Origin of the sequence: Rhodococcus sp. B7740 (assembly GCF_000954115.1) — a bacterium.
Classification (GTDB): domain Bacteria; phylum Actinomycetota; class Actinomycetes; order Mycobacteriales; family Mycobacteriaceae; genus Rhodococcoides.
The window spans coordinates 1,326,002-1,343,291 of sequence record NZ_CP010797.1; the positions used below are offsets into that span (position 1 = coordinate 1,326,002).

The 17,290-nt window shown below is 66.1% G+C and carries 13 protein-coding genes; 6 read left to right on the top strand and 7 right to left on the bottom strand.

The genetic code is table 11. The annotated features are described in order from the left end of the window. Positions 1-57: 57 nt before the first annotated feature. Positions 58-2,715, bottom strand: coding sequence for a bifunctional acetate--CoA ligase family protein/GNAT family N-acetyltransferase (locus tag NY08_RS06055; RefSeq protein ID WP_144407442.1), 2,658 nt, complete (start codon positions 2,713-2,715; stop codon positions 58-60). A 64-nt stretch (positions 2,716-2,779) separates the two neighbouring features. Further along, positions 2,780-4,048: an acetoin utilization protein AcuC gene (locus NY08_RS06060; RefSeq protein WP_045195413.1), complete on the bottom strand. Its 1,269-nt coding sequence runs from the start codon at positions 4,046-4,048 to the stop codon at positions 2,780-2,782. Positions 4,049-4,233: 185 nt separating this feature from the next. Here NY08_RS06060 and NY08_RS06065 point away from each other — a divergent pair, with 185 nt between their 5' ends. Together NY08_RS06065 and galE are read left to right on the top strand one after the other, a co-directional pair. After that, positions 4,234-4,920: a metal-dependent transcriptional regulator gene (locus NY08_RS06065; RefSeq protein ID WP_032397915.1), complete on the top strand. Its 687-nt coding sequence runs from the start codon at positions 4,234-4,236 to the stop codon at positions 4,918-4,920. A 46-nt stretch (positions 4,921-4,966) separates the two neighbouring features. Beyond that, positions 4,967-5,947 (top strand): UDP-glucose 4-epimerase GalE, encoded by a 981-nt coding sequence (galE, locus tag NY08_RS06070; RefSeq protein WP_045195416.1) that lies wholly within the window; start codon positions 4,967-4,969, stop codon positions 5,945-5,947. Positions 5,948-5,987: 40 nt separating this feature from the next. On the opposite strand, the gene NY08_RS06075 is transcribed toward galE, so the two are convergent. From NY08_RS06075 to NY08_RS06090, 4 genes are all read right to left on the bottom strand, one after another. Then, entirely contained in the window at positions 5,988-7,103 is a 1,116-nt protein-coding gene (locus NY08_RS06075) for a DUF4192 domain-containing protein (RefSeq protein WP_045195417.1), read from the bottom strand. Between the two features lie 151 nt (positions 7,104-7,254). Beyond that, complete coding sequence (locus NY08_RS06080) at positions 7,255-7,965, bottom strand: DUF5642 family protein (protein WP_082073702.1); 711 nt, start codon at positions 7,963-7,965, stop codon at positions 7,255-7,257. 112 nt (positions 7,966-8,077) lie between these two features. Then, positions 8,078-8,710, bottom strand: coding sequence for an MBL fold metallo-hydrolase (locus NY08_RS06085; protein ID WP_045195419.1), 633 nt, complete (start codon positions 8,708-8,710; stop codon positions 8,078-8,080). Further along, positions 8,707-9,792 (bottom strand): S-(hydroxymethyl)mycothiol dehydrogenase, encoded by a 1,086-nt coding sequence (locus NY08_RS06090; protein ID WP_045199824.1) that lies wholly within the window; start codon positions 9,790-9,792, stop codon positions 8,707-8,709. The genes NY08_RS06085 and NY08_RS06090 overlap by 4 nt, the downstream gene beginning before the upstream one ends. 163 nt (positions 9,793-9,955) lie before the next feature. Here NY08_RS06090 and sthA point away from each other — a divergent pair, with 163 nt between their 5' ends. The 4 genes from sthA (at position 9,956) to NY08_RS06110 (ending at position 16,355) form a co-directional block, all read left to right on the top strand. Then, complete coding sequence (sthA, locus tag NY08_RS06095; RefSeq protein WP_045195421.1) at positions 9,956-11,371, top strand: Si-specific NAD(P)(+) transhydrogenase; 1,416 nt, start codon at positions 9,956-9,958, stop codon at positions 11,369-11,371. Between the two features lie 183 nt (positions 11,372-11,554). Continuing rightward, positions 11,555-12,499 carry a proteasome assembly chaperone family protein gene (locus NY08_RS06100; RefSeq protein ID WP_032397909.1) on the top strand — a complete coding sequence of 315 codons (945 nt, stop codon included), beginning with the start codon at positions 11,555-11,557 and terminating at the stop codon, positions 12,497-12,499. 228 nt (positions 12,500-12,727) lie between these two features. Beyond that, on the top strand, positions 12,728-13,768 hold the full coding sequence (locus NY08_RS06105) for an alpha/beta fold hydrolase (protein WP_032398408.1): 1,041 nt from the start codon (positions 12,728-12,730) through the stop codon (positions 13,766-13,768). A 70-nt stretch (positions 13,769-13,838) separates the two neighbouring features. Beyond that, entirely contained in the window at positions 13,839-16,355 is a 2,517-nt protein-coding gene (locus tag NY08_RS06110; protein WP_045195424.1) for a DEAD/DEAH box helicase, read from the top strand. Here the strand turns inward: NY08_RS06110 and NY08_RS06115 are convergent. Further along, positions 16,342-17,280, bottom strand: a complete 939-nt coding sequence (locus tag NY08_RS06115; RefSeq protein WP_045195426.1) for a hydrogen peroxide-inducible genes activator — start codon at positions 17,278-17,280, stop codon at positions 16,342-16,344. The two genes, NY08_RS06110 and NY08_RS06115, sit on opposite strands and share 14 nt — an antisense overlap. Positions 17,281-17,290: the final 10 nt, after the last annotated feature.

A 17,290-nucleotide genomic window follows, 5' to 3' on the forward strand; every position in this document is an offset into this window, starting at 1 on the left:
ACGTTCTCTCCCCCTCGGGACGTCGACTCGGCTGCCGCTTTGTCGTGGCCCGTCCTCTCAGCGCAGGCGACGCGGACCCAGATCGGCCTTGGTGGGCTCGGGCCCGATGCGCACCCGGGCGTCGGTGATCTGCGCGCCGTCGGCGGAGGCCAACACCGGCTCGCAGGAGATCTCGCGAATGTCGGCGATGTCCTCTGCCAGAGCAGAAATACGCTGAACGAGGTCGATCAGGGCATTCTTGTTGACGGGCACCGCATTTCGGTATCCGGACAGCAGCGGAGCCGCTTTGGGCGCGTCGATGAGCTGCGCGGCCTCGTCTTCGGTCAGCGGCAGCACCCGGTACGCGCGGTCACCCAATAAGTCCGAGATCACCCCGGCCAGCCCGAACGAGATGAGTGATCCGAACGACGGGTCGTCCTGCACGCGCACGACGCATCCGATGCCCTTGACCGCCATACGCTGAACGTGCAGCAACGGCTCGCCGGAGTCCGCAGCGAGGTTCCGGTACGCCACGCGCACTGCCGAGGCGTCGGCCATGTCCAAGCGCACTCCCCCGAGATCGGGCCGGTGTCGCCACCGCTCCCCGGTCGCCTTCACCGCCACCGGGTAACCCAGTTCGTTCGCCGCGGCGACCGCTCTGTCCTCGTCGGTCACGATTCTGAAGGCCACGACGTCGAGTCCGTAGCAGGACAACAGTTCTGCGGTCTCGAAGTCCGAGAGCCACCGTCCGTGACTGCCCGACGACCGCCACCCTTCCACCAGTCGCTTCGCGCGATCGGAGTCGATGCTCTTGGGACGGACGAGGTTCGACACCGGTCGCGAACGCCACGACGAGTAGCGCCACGCGGCAGCCAGGGCCGCAACCGCCCGCTCCGGACTCGAGTACGACGGCACCGAACCGCGAACGGGATGACCACCCGGTCCGCGTACCGCCAGGACGTCGGGGATTCCTTCGGTGGCCAGGAAGGTCGAGAGCACGGGCTTGTCGGATCCACGAACGGCATTGCCGAGCGCGGCCGCGAACGGTTCGACCTCGACGGCGACCGGAGGCACGAACACGACGATGACGGCATCGATGTCCGACGCGGCCAAGGCCGAGGACACCGCCGCAGCGAACTCTTCGGGACCCGCCTGCGGACCTACGTCGGTCGGATTGCTCGCATGCAGGCCCTTGGCTCGCGCAGCGTCGACGGCCAGCACACCCAGAGCCGTCGAATTTCCCACCACGGCAACCCGCGGGCCGACAGGAAGAGGCTGATTTCCGAACAGGACGGCGCAGTCGAACAGTTCGGAGATGGTGTCGACCTGGATGACGCCGGCCTGCGCGAACAGTGCGCGCACGATCGAGTCGTCGATGTCGGCACCGATCGCGTGGGCGGGCGGCACGGCACCGCGTCCGCTCTTGACCGCGATGATCGGCTTGGTGCGTGCGACCCGTCGAGCGATCCTGGTGAACTTCCTGGGATTACCGAAGCTCTCGAGGTAAAGCAGGATCACCTCGGTGGCCGGGTCCGAATCCCAGTACTGCAGTAGGTCGTTTCCGGACACATCGGCGCGGTTTCCCGCCGAGACGAACGTCGACAGTCCCAGCCTGCGGTTGGCGGCCTCGTCCAGAATCGCGATGCCGAGGGCTCCGGACTGACAGAAGAACCCGACGTTGCCTGGCGTGGGCAGATGCGGAGCCAGGGTGGCGTTCAGACCGAACTCGGGATCGGTGTTCGCCACACCGAGCGCGTTGGGCCCGATCAAGCGCATTCCGTGCGCCCTCGCGGCGAGCACCAGCCTGCGTTCGCTCTCCTGTCCCGCGGGTCCGGTCTCGCCGAATCCGCCCGAGACCACCAGCAACGCTTTGACGCCCTTGTCGAGGCAGTCGTCGAGTACCGCGTCGATCGCATCGGCGGGTACCGCAGCGATCGCCAGATCGACCGGATCCGGGATGTCGTGCACCGTGGCGTAGGCGCGGACTCCGCGGACCGAACGGTGGTCGGCGTTGACGGGATACACCGGGCCGGTGAAGTTGCCCGCCAGCAGATTTGCGAGAACGGCGTTGCCCACCTTGGAGCTGTCCGTCGACGCTCCGATCACGGCGACCGATCGAGGGCTGAGTACGTTGCGCACACTGCGGGCCTCGGCGGCACGTTCGCGCGAATTGCGCACCGAGAGCAGCGCTTCGCTCGGGTCGATCGCGAACTCGAGTCGCAACACTCCCCCCTCGAAGGACCTGCTGACCTGATAACCCGCTTCGCGGAAGACGGTGACCATGTTCCGGTTCTCGGCGAGCACCTCGGCGACGAACATGTTCACCCCGTTCTCGGCGGCCGCCCCCGCGAGGTGTTCGAGCAGGATCGGCCCCAGCCCGCGGCCCTGATGCGCGTCGGCGACGACGAAGGCCACCTCGGCGGAATTGCCGTCTCCCTCGGGAAGTCGTTCGTACCGGCCGACCGCGATGATGTCGTCACCGAGCACCGCGACGAACGCGACTCTGTCGTGGTGGTCGACGGTGGTGAAGTTGAGCACGTCACGCTGGGGCATCGTGGGGTAAGGACCGAAATACCGCAGGTACCTCGTCCGCTCGGACAGCCGGCCGTGGAACGCGACGATGCGCTCGGAGTCCGACGGGACGATGGGACGCAGGTGCACCACACCGCCGTCGGAGGTCAGGACGTCGGCAACCCAGTGCCGCGGAAACGACGTCTCCGCTCGCTCCCGTGCCAGGTCCTTCTCGCTCGGCTCCGACGCCGCAACGGCAGGCTCCTCGGCCGAGGGGCTGTCGGTCGGATCAGTCACGCGGGTCCTCCGGATCGAGTCCGAGCAGTGGAAACACTGCTCGACGGGTGGCGATGATCGCCGAATCGACGCGTTCGAGCGCCCTGTCGGTGCCGTCCGCGCCTGCGAGAGACCCACCGGGTCCGTCCCAGGCGGGATAGTCGACGTCTCCCCCGTCACCCATGGTCTGCGGTAGGTCGACGCTCGGTGCCATGGTCCGCACCCGCTCGCGCCACGTGTCCGGCAGCGCCGACATCGGGTCGATGTCGCGGCCGAGCGCGGCAGCGATGAGGTACGTCCAGGACCGTGGAACGACGCGCACCAAGCCGTACCCACCACCGCCGACGGCCAACCACCGACCTTCGGAATGCTTGTCCGCCAGATCGCGCATGGCCAGGAACGCAGCGTTCTGGCCGTCGACGGTCAGGGCGAGGTCCGCGAGGGGATCCTCGCGGTGGCTGTCCACACCGCATTGGCTGACGATGATCTGGGGCCGGAACGCCGCGATCGCGCCCGGCACGATCGCGTGGAACGCGCGCAACCACAACCTGTCCGCGGTCCCGGGCAGCAACGGGACATTGATCGAGCTTCCCTCACCGCGCTCGGTTCCCACCTCGGTGGACCATCCGGTGTTCGGCCACAGCGTCGCCGGATGTTGATGCAACGAGACCGTGAGCACTCTCGGGTCACCGAGGAAAGCCGCTTGAACGCCGTCCCCATGGTGAGCGTCGACATCGATGTAGGCGATTCGGTCGAACCCGTTGTCCAGCAACCACGAGATGGCGATGGCGGCGTCGTTGTAGACGCAGAAGCCCGATGCCCAGTCGGCCATCGCGTGGTGCATACCGCCACCGATGCTCACCGCGCGTCGAGCGCGACCCGACGCGATCTCGCGGGCGGCGGCCAGCGAGCCGCCGGCGAGCATGGCGCTCGCCTCGTGCATCTGCGGAAACACCGGATTGTCGTCGGAACCGAGTCCGTGGACGACGTCGTCGGGATCGCGCAGGGCCGGGCCCTGAGACGGTGCCTGTTTGACGGCCTCGATGTACGCGCTGGTGTGAAACCGGAGCAACTCCGAATCCGGTGCTGCGGCGGGCTCGACCAATTCGACACCCTCGAGCAGGCCGATGTCGGTGGCGAGCGCCATCGTCAGATCGAGTCGAGTCGGGTTCATCGGGTGGTCGTCGCTCCACCGGTAGCCGAGGTAGTCCGCGCTCCACACGACGATGTCCTCGGGGCGGTTCGGGATGGACGCGGCGGCGCGTGTCGCCTGATCAGACATAGGGACAAAACTACGTTGTCGGGCGGGATGGTGTTGCCGGGTTCCGTTGTTGTCCCCGGAGTCCCCCTGTGAGAAGCCACGGGAAAAGACGTCCACCGTTGTGGTGCGCCGCGCCCGCTGCGACTGGGTGCAGCGCCTATTTCGGGACGCTGACGGTAGGATCGAGCCCGACGAAGGGGTTGAGTGTGAAGGATCTGGTCGACACCACGGAGATGTACCTCCGGACGATCTACGATTTGGAAGAAGAGGGCGTGATTCCGCTCCGCGCGCGAATCGCCGAGCGGCTCGAACAAAGTGGTCCCACCGTCAGCCAGACCGTTGCTCGGATGGAGCGCGACGGGCTGTTGTCCGTCGCGGGCGATCGGCACCTGGAGCTGACCGAGAAGGGCCGAAGTCTGGCGGTTGCGGTCATGCGCAAGCACCGTTTGGCAGAGCGCCTGCTCGTGGACATCATCGGTCTGCGCTGGGAAGACGTTCACGCCGAGGCGTGCCGCTGGGAGCACGTGATGAGCGAGGAGGTCGAGCGTCGTTTGGTGACCGTACTGAACAACCCGACGACCTCGCCGTACGGCAACCCGATCCCGGGGTTGGCCGAACTCGGGCTCGGCCAGTCGACTCTGGCACCGGAGGCTCTCATCCGCCTCACCGACGTTCCGGTCGGCCAACCGACTGCCGTCGTGGTGCGTCGTCTCGCCGAGCACGTCCAGTCCGACCCCGAGGTGATCGCTCAGCTCCGCGAGGCAGGCGTGGTCCCCGATGCTCGCGTTACAGTCGAGGCCAAGCCCGGATCGATCACGATCACGGTGCCAGGACACAGCGGTGTCGACATATCCGAGGAGATGGCGCACGCCGTCCAGGTGAAGAAGGTCTGACCTCCCACCGACGACGGCGTTCGACGCGTGTGAGGGAGAACGAACAGTGAAGCTTCTGGTCACCGGTGGTGCGGGCTACGTCGGCAGCGTCTGCGCGGCCGTGCTCGTCGAGCGCGGACACGAGGTCGTGGTCGTGGACAACCTGTCCACCGGTAACCGGGACGCCGTGCCCGGTGGTGCCACGTTCGTCGAAGGTGACGTCAAGGACGTCGCCGCGGACGTGTTGATCGGCGGCGGCTTCGACGCCGTCCTGCACTTCGCCGCGCAATCTCTGGTGGGCGAGTCGGTGGTCTCGCCCGACAAGTACTGGAGCGGGAACGTCGTCACCTCGCTGGCGTTGCTCGATGCCATCCGAGCATCCGGCACCGCGAAGCTGGTGTTCTCTTCGACCGCCGCCACGTACGGCGAGCCCGAGAAGACTCCCATCACCGAGGACGCACCCACCCGCCCCACCAATCCCTACGGTGCCACCAAACTCGCGATCGATCACGCGATCACCTCGTACGCCGCGGCCTACGGCCTCGCAGCCACCAGCCTCCGGTACTTCAACGTCGCCGGTGCCTACAACGGTTTCGGCGAGAATCGCGTCGTCGAGACCCACCTGATTCCGCTCGTGCTTCAGGTCGCTCTGGGGCAGCGCGAGAAGATTTCGGTGTTCGGTACCGACTGGCCCACTCCGGACGGTACGGCTGTTCGCGACTACATCCACGTCGCAGACCTGGCCGAGGCACACATTCTCGCCGTCGATGCCGCACAACCGGGTGAGCACACCATCTACAACCTCGGCAGCGGCACCGGATTCTCCGTGCACGAGGTCATCTCGTCCTGCGAGCGCGTCACCGGTCTGCCCATCGCCGTCGAACATGCTCCCCGTCGTGCCGGTGATCCTGCGGTCCTGATCGCCTCGAGTGCGCGTGCGGTCGAGGAGCTGAAATGGACGCCGGAGCTGACCGATCTCGATCGGATCGTGGCCGATGCGTGGACCTTCCTGCAGCAGCTCGGCGATCGGTCGCACGCAGCGCGCTGACCCGCGTTGCCGGCCGATCATCGATGTGCCCGACCGGCCGTCACCGTCGACCGAACGGGTCCCCGGGCAACCGAACTCCGCAGACGCGCGCGCACGCGAAGCCGCTCTCGGCCACTTCGCGAACGAGTTCGGGACCTGCGCCAGCGCTGAGCGATCGGTCCAGCAGTCGCGCCAGTGAGTACGTCTCGTCGGCTTCCAGTGCAGCGTCGATCGCGACGCGGGCCATCGGCCCGTCTCCGCGCACGTACGCGCTGAAGGCCAGAAGTGTTGCGGCGACGGCGCGTGCGCCCTTCGGTAGGACGCGGGACATTCTCGCCCAGAACTCTTCGACGAATCCCGCGTCGTCGCCAAGCGTCAACGCCAACACCGCGTCACGCACCTGGACGTGGCCGATCGCGAGTGCGATCCGAGCGATGTCGGCCGGATCCAATTCGGTGTCGTACGGTCCGCGTGCGATGTACGACAGCACCGAGGTCAAGTCGTCGGTACGAGACCGGGTGCCCTCGCGCCGTTGTCGCGACATCTCGGCCGCCACGGCCCGCACCGTCGCGTCGGGGCCCGGTGCGATGGTCTCGGCGAGCTCGCACCTGGACTTTCGGACGGAGTAGCCGTCGAGCACGCGTGCCACGGTCATCGGAGACGCCGAAGGATCGGATATCAGGCCGTGCCGCTGCGGTCCGCGCAAGGTCCACCACTCGGCGGAATCGGCGATCTCCGACGCCGCGAGGGCCTCGCCGAGCTGCACTCCGAACGATGCGAGTGCGGCGTCGAGTTCGATCACCAGCGCTTCGACGTCGAGCAGATGCGCTGTTCTGACGGCTCGGTCGAGCCTGTCGTCGACGAACACCGCCATGACCGCGGGGATGTTCTCCCTCGCGCAGTAGCCGGCAAGGTAGCCGATGGCGTCGAGCATCTCCTCGGTCGCGCGGGTACGACCGCCTGCGCGCCGATCGGCGTGTTCGCCTGCCAGGACGAGGTCGTGACGCATCGTGGGTCCGACGCCGGCACCGCCGTCCTGGACCGCGATGAGCACCATCGATCGATGCGGGTGGAATCCGAGCATGGCCGGCACGGCTGCCATCAGGTCGCTCACCTGACCGAGTCGAACGCGATGGCGGGAGTCGAAGTTGTCGTGTGAATTCGTCGGTGTGTGCATACCGGAGAATCCTGGCCGGGGTCCTGACGACCGACGAAGTCCCGACCTGAGCTTTCGAACTGCCCTGTGGAGAACCGGTGTGTTGTGGACCGATCGAGTCGCCGGAGCTGTGGACGACCGATTCGTGTCGGTGCGATCTGCTATCGCTTCGTCAGCCCTGGCCGACCTTCTGGACGGCCGCGGTGAACAGCTCGTCGAGGGTCATCGCGTCGGGCGTGCCCGAGCCGAACGACATGAACGTGGCCGACACTCGCACCCCGTCGATCTGGGCCATCAACGTCAGCATCGACTGCGTGACGGCGTCGCCGCCTGCACCCGATGCAACGGTCTGCCGGACGGCCAAGGTGTCGTCCGCGTCGATGGGCGGTGCCGGCGTCAGAGTCGAGGTCACCGTCGAGGTCGCACCGGACTTGGTTGCCGTCACCTCCCCGCACTGTTCGAGCTGCTCCTTGCGCGCCGAGAGCGGTTCGTCCACTGCGGTCAACTCGATCGAGATGGTCGATCGACTGTCGTTGTCGGTTCCGACGATCATGGCCGTTCCCGTCGGGCCGAAGTCCTGGTCGGCAGGCTTGCATCCCGCCGGGCTGACCTCGGCACCGGCCGGTATTCCGCTGAGATCGGGTGCGGCTTGCGAGATCGCCTGCTGGGGCAGAACCAGGGCGTCGTACGGTGCCGGGAAGCTGGACGGGTCGATCAGCAGCGTGCTGAGATCCACACCGGACCGCGCCGACGAGGTGGCACTGCCTGCGCTGGGTTCAGCGGTGCCCGTGACGGTCGAGCTGCACCCCACCAGTACGAGCGCTCCGATCGCCGCCGACGTGGCAGCGCTGGTCAGGCGGGTTCTCCGTGCGGCGGGGCTCACAAGACGTCCTCTTCGAGTAGGTGGGACGCCGCAGCACTCGCTCCGGCGTCCCACCACTGTCTCATTCCGACCACCTCGAACGCGGCAGGCGACCTACCGCAGTGTCGCGATGTCAGCTTCCGCGGGCGATCCACTCCTCGAGGTGCGGTGCCTCGTCGCCGATGCGCGTGCCGTCGCCGTGCCCGGTGTTGACGCGAGTCTCGACGGGAAGCGCGAAGAGTCGATCACGGATGGACCCGATGATGGTCGGGAAATCCGAGTACGACCGGCCGGTGGCACCCGGACCGCCGGAGAAGAGGGTGTCGCCGCTGAACAACTCCCCCGCCTCCGGCAGGTACAGGCACGTCGATCCCGGTGAGTGCCCGGGTGTGTGCAACGCCAGGATGTCGGTTCCGGCAACGGTGATGCGCTGGCCGTCCTCGAGGGTGGAGTGCCCGACGCCCGGGTGCGTCTGCTCCCACAGCATCTCGTCGGCCGGGTGCAGCAGAATCGGCGCGTCGAGGGTGTCCGAGAGCTCGGGTGCCACGGTCACGTGATCGTTGTGACCGTGTGTGCAGACGACGGCCTTGACCGTGCGACCGGCTACCGCGTCGACGATCGGGGCCGCGGTGTGGGCTGCGTCGACGATCACGACCTCGTCGTCGTCGCCGATGAGCCAGATGTTGTTGTCGACGTCCCAGGTGCCACCGTCGAGACTGAACGTGCCCGAGGTGACCACGTTCTGGACACGGAATCGACCACTCACAGGATCACCACCGACCGCAGCACGGTGCCCTTGTGCATCTTGTCGAACGCGGCTTCGACGTCCTCGATGGTGATGCGTTCGGTGACGAACTTCTCGAGCGGCAGACGGCCCTGCTGGTACAGGTCCACCAACTGCGGGAAGTCGCGCTCGGGCAGGCAGTCGCCGTACCAGGACGACTTCAGCGAGCCGCCGCGGGAGAAGAAGTCGATGAGCGGCATCTCGAGAGTCATCTCGGGAGTCGGAACGCCGACGAGCACCACGGTTCCGGCGAGGTCGCGTGCGTAGAACGCTTGCTTCCAGGTCTCCGGACGGCCGACGGCGTCGATCACCACATCGGCACCGAAGCCTCCGGTCAGCTCCTGCACGGCCTCGACGGCGTCGACCACGGAAGAATCGACGGTGTGGGTGGCTCCGAGTTGGAGGGCCCATTCGAGCTTGCCCGGGTCGCGATCGACCGCGATGATCGTCGATGCGCCCGCCAAGCGGGCTCCGGCGATCGCGGCATCGCCGACGCCGCCGCAGCCGATCACGGCCACCGAGTCTCCGCGCGAGACGTTGCCGGTGTTCATCGCTGCCCCGAGCCCGGCCATCACTCCGCAGCCGAGCAGTCCGACGACGGCGGGATCGGCGTCTGCGGCGACCTTGGTGCACTGACCCTCGTGCACCAGGGTCTTCTCGGCGAATGCGCCGATGCCCAGCGCAGGGGTCAGCTCGGTGCCGTCCTCGAGGGTCATCTTCTGTGCTGCGTTGTGGGTGTCGAAGCAGTACCACGGGGTGCCGCGCTTGCAGGCTCGACATTCGCCGCACACGGCGCGCCAGTTCAGGACGACGAAGTCTCCGACCTCGACGTGCTCGACGCGGTCGCCGATGGTCTCGACGATTCCGGCTGCCTCGTGTCCGAGCAGGAACGGGAACTCGTCGTTGATGCCGCCTTCGCGGTAGTGCAGGTCGGTGTGGCACACCCCGCAGGCCGCGATCTTGACCACGACCTCGTTCGGCCCGGGATCGGGGATGGTGATCGTCTCGATGGAGACGGGCTCGCCCTTGCTCTTGGCAACGACAGCGCGGACCTGCTGCGGCATGTGTTCCTCCACTGTGAATCGGGTGTTTCGTGCTGGGCTCAGCCTCGCACAACGCATCAGTACGTGGCGACATCTGCATGGGTTCGGCCTCCGAATCTCGGAGTTCACAAGGTTGTGACCGGGTGGGCACGCAGTCTTTGCGTGCGAGCGGTACCTATGACGAATGTCTGAACCCATGGAGTACGACCTGGTGGTCATCGGCTCCGGCCCAGGTGGCCAGAAGGCGGCCATTGCGGCTGCGAAGCTCGGCAAGCGGGTGGCGATCGTGGAGAAGGGACACATGCTCGGCGGGGTCTGCGTCAATACCGGCACCATTCCGTCCAAGACGCTGCGCGAGGCCGTTCTGTACCTCACGGGCATGAATCAACGTGAGTTGTACGGGGCGAGCTATCGGGTGAAGGCCGACATCACTCCGGCCGATCTGTTGGCGCGAACCCAGCACGTGATCGGTAAGGAGATCGAGGTGGTGCGCTCGCAACTGCTGCGCAACCGGATCGAGCTCATCACCGGCGTCGGAAAGTTCCTCGACGCGCACACCATTGTGATCGAGGACGAGTCGCGAGGTGAACGCATCACGGTCAAGGCAGCCAATGTGGTGATCGCCACCGGCACCGCTCCCGCGCGTCCCGCCGACATCGCGTTCGACGATTACCGCGTCCTCGACTCCGACGGGATTCTCAATCTCGAATTCATTCCGGCGTCCATGGTCGTGGTCGGGGCCGGGGTCATCGGAATCGAGTACGCATCGATGTTCGCTGCTCTGGGAACGAAGGTCACCGTTGTCGAGAAGCGCGATTCGATGCTCGACTTCTGTGATCGCGAGATCATCGAGTCGTTGCAGTTCCACCTCCGCGATCTCGCGGTGACGTTCCGCTTCGGGGAGGCGGTGACCGCAGTCGACGTCGGCCCGAACGGAACGGTGACCACCCTTGCCAGCGGCAAGCGGATCCCGGCGGAGACGGTGATGTACTCGGCAGGCCGTCAGGGTCTGACGACGGCACTCGAACTCGAGAACGCCGGTCTGGAGGCCGACGCGCGCGGTCGCATCTTCGTCGACGAACATTTCCAGACCAAGGTCGATCACATCTACGCAGTCGGTGATGTCATCGGATTTCCGGCGTTGGCCGCGACGTCGATGGATCAGGGCAGGCTGGCGGCGTACCATGCGTTCGGCGAGTTCAGCGCGAAACTGACCGATGTGCAGCCCATCGGCATCTACTCGATTCCCGAGTTCTCGTACGTCGGAGCCACCGAGGTCGACCTGACGAAGGGATCGATTCCGTACGAGGTGGGGGTGTCGAGGTACCGCGAACTCGCTCGCGGTCAGATCGCCGGCGACTCGTACGGCATGCTCAAGCTGCTCGTCTCCACTGAGGACCGGTCGATTCTCGGCGTACACATCTTCGGGTCGGGTGCGACGGATCTGGTGCACATCGGGCAGGCCGTGATGGGGTGCGGCGGCACCATCGACTACCTCGTCGATGCGGTGTTCAACTACCCCACACTGTCGGAGGCGTACAAGGTTGCCGCCCTCGATGTCACGAACAAGATCCGTGCGCTGGCCAACTTCGACCGCTGATGTCGTCCTCGGCACGAGGGCAACCCGGGGCGGGGAATGAACAGCGGTCCACCGGTTGTTCTTTCGGATAGTGAATCGCCACGATCGACGTCGGCGGGTACGGGGCTCGCGCCCAGGATCGGCGTATTCTTACCCGATGCTCGCTTCGAGGTACCTACGAGTCGATCCGAAAGGGGCCCGGCCATGACCGAACAGTCGAAGATGTACGAGCTGGAGTTTCCGGCACCGCAAATCTTCTCCAACGACGGAGTCGGACCCGTCCTCGTGCACGGTCTGGAGGGCTTCTCCGACGCGGGTCACGCAGTGAAGTTGGCGACGACTCATCTGCGCGAGAGCCTGGAGTCGGAACTCGTCGCGTCGTTCGACGTCGACGAGTTGATCGACTACCGGTCCCGTCGTCCGACGATGACGTTCAAGTCCGATCATTTCTCGGACTACGACGCTCCCGAACTGAATCTCTATGCCGTCAAGGACCGCACCGGCACCCCGTTCCTGCTGCTGGCCGGTATGGAACCGGATCTGCGGTGGGAGAAGTTCACCACTGCCGTTCGCCTGCTCGCCGAACAGCTCGGAGTCCGTCGGACCATCGGTCTCGGCTCGATCCCGATGGCCATTCCGCACACTCGGCCGCTCGGTGTGACGGCCCACGCCAGCGACAAGGAGCTGGTCAAGGAAGGCAACAGCTGGGCAGGTGACCTGCAAGTGCCCGGCAGCGCGTCGTCCCTGCTCGAGCTCAGGATGGCGCAGCACGGCCACGAGTCGATGGGCTTTTCGGTGCACGTACCGCACTACCTCGCCCAGACGGACTACCCCGGTGCAGCCGAAACGCTGCTCGAAAACGTCAGCGAAGCCGCCGAGTTGGACCTGCCGCTGGCCGCGCTGGGTGAAGCTGCCGCACGGGTTCGGGAGCAGGTGAACGAGCACATCACCGGAAACGAAGAAGTCCAGTCGGTGGTGCAGGCACTCGAGCGTCAGTACGACACCTACGTGGCCGCGCAGGAACAGCAGTCGACGCTGCTGGCCAGCGACGAGCCACTACCGAGCGGCGACGAGCTCGGGGCCGAGTTCGAGCGCTTCCTCGCCGAGCAGGCCGGTCTCGACGAGGGAGAGGACACCACCGAGCAGTAGCAGTGTGAGCGGTCACAGAAGATGATCGCTCGGGCGCGCACATCGGACAGTTCGGGCGGATCGAAACATACCTGTAACCGCAAATACGCCCGATGTTCTGCCCCGAGCGTCATCTCGTGCAAGAGTCGTACCAACACGTACTCGGGTACGTACGTCCACACACTCGTGCACGGCGTCGCCGTCGTGTGCCGCCTCGCGCGGTGCACCAGGGAATTTCAGGAGGCGCAGATGAGCACCAATCCGCGCAGTCGCAAGCTCCGCCCGGTTCCCGACGAAGAGCCACGGCTGATCTTCCGGACCATTCACGGATACCGGCGGGCGTTCCGCATGGCCGGTGAAGGACCGGTCCTGTTGTTGATCCACGGGATCGGCGACAACTCCGAGACGTGGAACGAGGTGATCCCGCACCTCGCGAAGAACTACACCGTCATCGCTCCGGATCTGCTCGGGCACGGTCGCTCGGACAAGCCCCGTGCCGACTACTCCGTCGCCGCGTACGCCAACGGCATGCGTGACCTGCTCTCGGTGCTGGGCATCGAACACGTGACCGTCGTCGGACACTCACTGGGCGGCGGGGTCGCCATGCAGTTCGCCTACCAGTTCCCGGGCATGGTCGACAGGTTGGCTCTGGTGTCCTCCGGTGGCGTCACCAAGGACGTTCATCCCCTTCTTCGACTGGCATCCATGCCGTTTCTCAGCGAGGCGGTCAAACTGCTCCGCCTGCCCGGTGCCATCCCCGCGGTGAAGTTGGCGGGCAGCCTCCTGAGCACACTGCACAGCTCTCCCCTGCGTCCCGGGTCGCTCCTGCACGACACTCCGGATCTGATCCGAGTGCTGAGCGAGCTTCCGGCCCCGACGACGTACGAGGCGTATCTGCGGACCCTGCGCGCCGTCGTGGACTGGCGCGGCCAGGTGGTCACGATGCTGGACCGGTGTTACCTGACCGAGAATCTGCCGGTGCTGCTCGTCTGGGGTGATCAGGACTCGGTGATTCCGGTCAGTCATGCGCACCTCGCTCACTCGGCCATGCCCGGTTCCACATTGGAGGTGTTCGAGAATTCCGGACATTTTCCGTTCCGAGACGACCCGATGCGCTTCCTGCAGGTCGTGGAGGACTTCATCGATTCCACCCCGTCGTTGACGTTCGACGAAGTGCGGTGGCGCAACCTGCTCATCACCGGTGTCGGCGAGGACATGATCACCGGCAGCGCGAGTACGCGACTGGCAGTGCTCGGAGCCATGGGCTCGGACGAACGCAGCGCCACCTGACGCATCGCCGGACCCCGCCCGGCGCGGTGTCGATGCGGGTCCGGCCGTCGATCCCACATAGCCTGTAGAGGTGCTTCTCACCGAACTGATTCCCGATACCGCCGCCGCTCGGTCCGACGGCGTCGACCCGGACGTCCTGTTCGACACATTCACCACCTGGACTGCCGATCGCGGTCTGACCCTGTATCCCGCGCAGGAGGAAGCTCTCATCGAGCTGGTCTCCGGCTCCAACGTCATCCTCGCGACGCCGACCGGATCGGGTAAGTCGATGGTGGCCATCGGAGCCCACTACGCCGCGATGGCCGCGGGCATACGCAGCTTCTACACCGCGCCGATCAAGGCACTGGTCAGCGAGAAGTTCTTCGCTCTGTGCGAGATCTTCGGTGCTCAGAACGTCGGCATGATGACGGGCGACGCGTCGGTGAACTCCGGAGCCCCGATCATCTGCGCCACCGCCGAGATCGTCGCGAACCTCGCCCTGCGTCAGGGCCGCGGCTCCGACATCGGCCAGGTGATCATGGACGAGTTCCACTACTACTCCGAGCCCGATCGAGGGTGGGCCTGGCAGGTGCCGTTGATCGAACTGCCGCACGCCCAGTTCCTGTTGATGTCCGCGACCCTGGGCGATGTCTCGTTCTTCCGGGACGATCTGACCCGGCGCACCGGACGCACGACCACCGTCGTCTCGGGCTCCGAACGTCCGGTTCCGCTGATGTTCTCGTACGTCACCACTCCGATCAGCGAGACCATCGAAGAACTGGTGGAAACGCATCTCGCGCCGGTGTACGTCGTACATTTCACGCAGGCCGCGGCACTCGAACGAGCCCAGGCGCTGACGAGCGTCAATGTCGCGTCCAAGCAGGAGAAGGCCGAGATCGCCGAGGCCATCGGCGCCTTTCGCTTCACCACAGGTTTCGGGAAGACCCTGTCGAGACTGGTTCGGCACGGCATCGGGGTGCACCACGCCGGCATGCTGCCCAAGTATCGACGGTTGGTCGAGAAGCTGGCGCAGGACGGTCTGCTCAAGGTGATCTGTGGAACGGACACGTTGGGGGTGGGCATCAACGTTCCCATTCGCACGGTGTTGTTCACCGGACTGACCAAGTACGACGGCATCCGCACCCGCAAGCTTCGGGCCCGCGAGTTCCATCAGATCGCGGGACGCGCGGGCCGAGCCGGCTACGACACCCTCGGCACCGTCGTGGTGGAGGCCCCCGAACACGACATCGAGAACGCGCGTCTGGTGGCCAAGGCCGGCGACGATCCGAAGAAGCTCAAGCGTGTGCAGCGCAAGAAGGCACCCGACGGTTTCGTCTCGTGGGGTGAGCCGACATTCGAGCGGATCATCGCCGCCAGCCCGGAGCCGCTCACGTCCCGGTTCTCGGTGAGCAACGCGATGTTGCTCAATGTCATTGCCCGGCCGGGCAATTGCTTTCATGCCATGCGACACCTGCTCGAGGACAATCACGAGACCCGGCCCGCTCAGCGCAAGCACATCTTACGGGCGCTCTCGCTCTACCGTGGTCTGGTCGATGCGGGCATCGTCGAGCAACTCGACGAGCCGGACGCCGACGGTCGACATGCTCGACTGACGGTGGACCTGCAACCGGACTTCGCGCTCAATCAGCCGCTGTCGACGTTCGCGGTCGCGTCCTTCGACCTGCTGGACGCCGAATCACCGACCCATGCCCTCGATGTGGTGTCGATCATCGAGTCGACCCTCGACGATCCGCGTCAGATCCTCATGGCACAGCAGCACGCCGCGCGCGGCGAAGCGGTGTCGCAGATGAAGGCCGACGGCATCGAGTACGACGAGAGAATGGAGCTGCTCGAGGAGGTCACGTGGCCGAAACCTCTTGCAGAGCTGCTCGTTCCGGCATTCGAGATCTACCGCGGCACCCATCCGTGGCTCTCCGAGGTCGGCCTGTCGCCCAAGTCCGTGGTCCGCGACATGGTCGAGCGCGCGATGACGTTCGCAGAATTGATCAGCCACTACGGTCTGATGCGGTCCGAGGGACTCGTCCTGCGGTATCTCGCCGACGCTTATCGCACACTGCGCCAGACGGTTCCGCCGGAGTCTCGAACCGAAGAGGTACAGGACATCACCGAGTGGCTGGGTGAGCTCGTTCGGCAGGTGGATTCGAGCCTGCTCGACGAGTGGGAGAACCTCACCGATCCCGGTGCCGAGCCGGAAGCGCTCGTGGAGGCGTACGGATCCGACGTGCCGCGTCCGATCTCGGCCAACCCGCGAGCCTTCCGAATCCTCGCGCGCAACGCGATCTTCCGCCGCGTGGACCTGGCGGCGCGCCGACAGTGGAACACGCTCGACGACCTCGACGACGGCCCGGACTGGGAGGCCGAACTCGAGCCGTTCTTCGCCGAGTACGGCTCGATCGGAACCGGCCCGTCGGCCCGTGGCCCCGCGTTGTTCACCCTGAACGTCGGTGCGGAGTCCACGACGGTGCGTCAGGTGTTGGAGGACCCCGACGGGGACCACGGCTGGTCGCTCGACGCCGTCGTCGATGTGCCCGAGTCCGATGCGGCAGGCGAGATCGTGTTCGACGAGATCGTGATCACGCCCGGCTGAGGCCATCTGCTTGGCCGGCACGAACCTCGGTGGCGAGAAGACTTGCCAGCGCCCGGTATTCGGCCGAGCGCGCACTCGTGGATCGGTGCACGAGACCGATCGTGCGGCCGGGAGCCGGGTGTGCGAATTCCGCGGTGGACAGGCCCGCACGAGCGACCTCGACCTCGACGGCGCTGCGCGGCAGCAGCGTCAGACCCAGCCCGCCTGCAACGCACTGCACCACCGTGGTCAACGACGCCGCCCGGGTAGCGCTCGCGTCGGGCTCGATGTCGACCGAGCGGCACAGGTCGAGGGTCTGCTCGCGCAGGCAGTGCCCCTCGTCGAGCAGGAGCAGAGGCAGGCCTCGGAGGTCGGCGACGTCCAGATCCCGCCGCCCCGCCAGTGGGTGCTCGGCAGGTAACGCGAGCACGAAATCCTCGGTGTACATGGATATTTCGATCAATCCCGGGTCGGCGAGGGGCAGCGCGAGAACGGCGACGTCGAGGTCACCGGAGCGGAGTGCGTCGAGCAGTCGGGCGGTGTGATCCTCCACTATCCTCGGCACGAGGTCGGGGTACTCGGCGCGTACGGCCGGGAGTACTGCCGGCAGCACGTACGGTGCCACGGTCGGAATGATTCCGAGCCTGATACCACCGGTCAGGTGGCCACCCAATCCTGCTGCGGTAGCGACGAATCCGTCCACCCCGTCCAGTGCCGCGGTGGCCCGAGCGAGCAACTGACCGCCGGCAGGCGTCAACAACACCCGGCGAGTGCTGCGCTCGATCAGCTGCACTCCCAGCCCCTTCTCGAGCGCAGCAAGAGCCTGCGACAGCGAAGGCTGGGTGATACTCAGTTGCGCTGCGGCAGAACCGAAGTGGCGATGACGTGCGATCGCTGCGAACGCCCGCAGATGCGACAGGGTCGGCTGATAGCTTCGATCGGTCACGCCTATCAGT